Source organism: Micromonospora sp. DT62 (genome assembly GCF_049847285.1).
Taxonomy (GTDB): Bacteria; Actinomycetota; Actinomycetes; order Mycobacteriales; family Micromonosporaceae; genus Micromonospora; species Micromonospora reichwaldensis.
Genome location: NZ_JBNCOB010000053.1, coordinates 1 through 3754 on the forward strand (window position 1 = coordinate 1; position 3754 = coordinate 3754).

At 73.4% G+C, this 3754-nt stretch carries 1 pseudogene; it reads left to right on the forward strand.

Annotated elements, in window-relative coordinates:
- Positions 1–24 precede the first annotated feature (24 nt).
- Positions 25–3754 (forward strand): annotated as a pseudogene (locus ACPXCB_RS31465) (type I polyketide synthase); the annotation flags it as partial.

The following is a 3754-nucleotide window of genomic DNA, read 5'->3' on the forward strand; positions in this document are numbered from 1 at the left end:
GCGGATGTGCGGTGGGATCGGTTCGTGCCGTCGTTCACGGCGTTGCGTCCGTCCCGCCTGTTCACCGACATCCCCGAAGCGCAGGCGGCGATCGAGGCGGCGGCCCGAGCCGAGACCGGCCCCACCGACCGGGCCTCCGCACTGCGCGAGCGGCTCGCGGCCCTGACGCCGCCGGAGGTCGAGGCGTTCCTCCTGGACCTCGTACGCTCCCAGGTCGCCACGGTGCTCGGCCACGCCACCGTGGAGGCGGTGCGGCCGGACCGGGCGTTCCAACGTCTCGGCTTCGACTCGCTCACCGCCGTGGAACTGCGCAACCGGCTGACCGCCGAAACGGGCCTCGCGTTGCCCTCCACCCTGGTCTTCGACCACCCGACGCCGGCCGCCCTGGTCGCCTTCATCCGGGAGACCGTGCTCGGAGCATCGGGTGACGCGCCGGCCGACCGCAGGGTCGCCACCGTGGACGACGATCCGATCGTGATCGTCGGGATGGGCTGCCGCCTTCCGGGTGGCGTCGCATCCCCGGAAGAACTGTGGCAACTGCTCTCCACGGGACGCGACGGCATCTCCGAGTTCCCCCTCGACCGGGGCTGGGACAGCTTCCTCAACAGCGGCCTGTCCGACACGTCCTTCGCCCGCAGGGGCGGCTTCGTCTACGACGCCGGTGAGTTCGACGCCGAGTTCTTCGGCATCTCGCCGCGCGAGGCCCTCGCCATGGACCCGCAGCAGCGGCTGCTGCTGGAAACCTCGTGGGAGGCCGTCGAGTCGGCGGGCATCGACCCGACCAGCCTGCGGGGCAACGCGGTCGGCGTCTTCGCCGGGGCCAGCTTCCAGGGGTACGCCAGCGGGTCGGTCGGTCGGGCCCAGGAGGTCGGCGGCCACCTGCTCACCGGCAACGCGACAAGCGTGCTGTCGGGCCGGGTGGCGTACTCGTTCGGGTTTGAGGGCCCGGCGGTGACGGTGGACACGGCGTGTTCGTCGTCGCTGGTGGCGTTGCACCTGGCGGCGCAGGCGCTGCGGTCGGGCGAGTGCGACCTGGCCCTGGCCGGCGGCGTCACCGTGATGGCCTCACCGGGCACGTTCGCCGAGTTCTCCATCCAGGGCGGCCTGTCCGCCGACGGCCGCTGCAAGTCGTTCTCGGACGCCGCGGACGGCACGGGCTGGTCCGAGGGCGTCGGCGTGCTGCTGGTGCAGCGGCTGTCGGACGCGCGGCGCGACGGGCACCGGATCCTGGCGGTGGTACGGGGCACGGCGGTGAACCAGGACGGTGCGTCGAACGGGTTGACGGCGCCGAACGGTCCGTCGCAGCAGCGGGTGATCCGGCAGGCCCTTGCGAGTGCGGGTCTGTCGACGGCCGACGTGGATGTGGTGGAGGCGCACGGTACGGGTACGTCGTTGGGCGATCCGATCGAGGCGCAGGCGTTGTTGGCGACGTACGGGCAGGGTCGGGATGTGCCGTTGTTGTTGGGGTCGGTGAAGTCGAACATCGGTCACACGCAGGCGGCTGCCGGGGTGGCCGGGATCATCAAGATGATCTTGGCGATGCGGCACGGGACGGTGCCGGCGACCTTGCACGTGGACGCGCCGTCGTCGCACGTGGACTGGGCCTCCGGTTCCGTGGAGTTGGTGACGGAGTCGCGTGAGTGGCCGGGCGCGGGCCGTCCCCGGCGGGCGGGTGTCTCCTCGTTCGGCATCTCCGGCACGAACGCGCACGTGATCATCGAGCAGCCGGAGCCGGAATCAGCTCCGGCGCCCGTCGCGCCCGTCGGGTTGCCGGTGCCGTGGGTGGTGTCGGGGCGCTCCGAGCGGGGTCTGGCGGGTCAGGCGGCGCGGTTGGCGTCGTTCGTGCGGTCCCGGTCCGTGTCGCCGGTGGATGTGTCGTGGTCGTTGGCGACGACCCGGGCGGCGCTGGAGCACCGGGCGGTGGTGTGGGGTTCGGACGTGGACGAGCTGGCGGCGGGCCTCGCGACGGTGGCCGAGGGCCACGTCTCGGGTGTGGTGTCGGCGGGTCGCCGGGCGGTGCTCTTCACGGGCCAGGGTTCGCAGCGCGCCGGCATGGGCCGGGAGCTGTACGACGCGTTCCCGGTCTTCGCGGCGTCGTTCGACGAGGTGTGCGCCCGGTTCGACGGCTTGCTGCCGCGTGCGCTGCGCGAGGTGGTGTTCGCCGAGCCCGGTTCGGAAACTGCCGCGTTGCTGGACCAGACGGTGTTCGCGCAGGCGGGCCTGTTCGCGGTCGAGGTGGCGTTGTGGGAGCTGCTTTCGTCGTGGGGTGTGCGGGCCGACTATCTGGCGGGTCACTCGATCGGTGAGGTGACGGCGGCGTACGTGTCCGGGGTGTTGTCCCTGCCGGACGCGTGCACGCTGGTGGCGGCGCGGGGCCGGTTGATGCAGGCGTTGCCGGCCGGCGGCGTGATGGCGGCCGTCGGCGCGTCGGAGGAGGCTGTCGCCGAACTGATCGGCGTGAGCGGTGCGGCCGTGGACATCGCGGCGGTCAACGGCCCCGCGTCGGTGGTGGTCTCGGGTGCCGCCGACGAGGTCGCCTCGGTGGTGGCGGCCTGCCGTGAGCGGGGTTGGCGGGTCAAGGAGCTGTCGGTCAGTCACGCGTTCCACTCCCGCCTGATGGAGCCGATGCTCGACGAGTTCGCGTCGGTGGTGGCGGGGCTCGACTGGCAGCCGCCGAGGATTCCGATCGTGTCGAACGTGACCGGCGCGGTCGCGGATGCCGGGGAGGTCACCGATCCCGGCTACTGGGTGCGGCACGTGCGGCAGCCGGTGCGCTTCGCCGACGGTGTGGCGGCGCTGCGGGCGCAGGGGGTGGACACCTTCCTGGAGGTCGGTCCCGACGCGGTCCTCACCGCCATGGCCGCCGAGGCGGACACGTCCGACGACGTGCGGTACGTCGCCACGCTGCGCCGCAGCCAGCCCGACGTCACCACCCTCACCAGTGCCGTCGGGCAGCTCTGGGCTGCCGGCGTGACCGTCGACTGGGCGGCGTACCTCGGCCAGACCGGCGCCCGGCCGCGCGCGGTGGAACTGCCCACCTACGCCTTCGACCGGCAGCGCTACTGGCTGGAGGACCCCCAGCCCGGCTCGGCTCCGGAGGGGGCCGACGCCCCGTCCGACGAGCAGTTCTGGGCGGCGGTCGAGTCCGGGGACCTCGGCGTGCTGGGCGAGGAACTGGCGGTGGGCGCGGACGAGCCGTCCACGGCGCTGCTGCCCAAGCTCGCCCGGTGGCGGCGGGCGACGCAGCAGCGGGCCGTCGTCGACTCCTGGCGGTACCGGGCGACGTGGCGTACGGCCGCCGTGCCGGACTCCGCGACGTTGGCGGGGACCTGGCTGCTGCTGATGGCGCCCGGGCAGGAGGACCACCCGGTGGCCGCGGCGCTGACCGCCCGGGCGGACCGGGCGGTCCCGGTGCTGGTCCCGGCCGGCGCCGACCGCGACCGGGTGGCGCGGCTGCTGCGGGAGGCGACGGGGTCCGACGACCGGGACGCCCACGTGGTGTCCCTGCTGTCGCTGGCCGAGCCCAGGGAGACGTCCCCGGTTCCGGCCGCCGCCGAGGTGTCGACGGCGCTGGCCGTGGTGCAGGCGCTGACCGACGTCGGTGGGACGGGCCGGTTGTGGTGGCTGACGCGCGGGGCGGTGTCGGTCGGCGGCTCGGACGAGTTGGCGGATGTCGCGGGTGCTGCGGTGTGGGGTTTGGGTCGGGTGGTGGGTTTGGAGGTGCCGTTGCGGTGGGGTGGTTTGGTGGATTTGC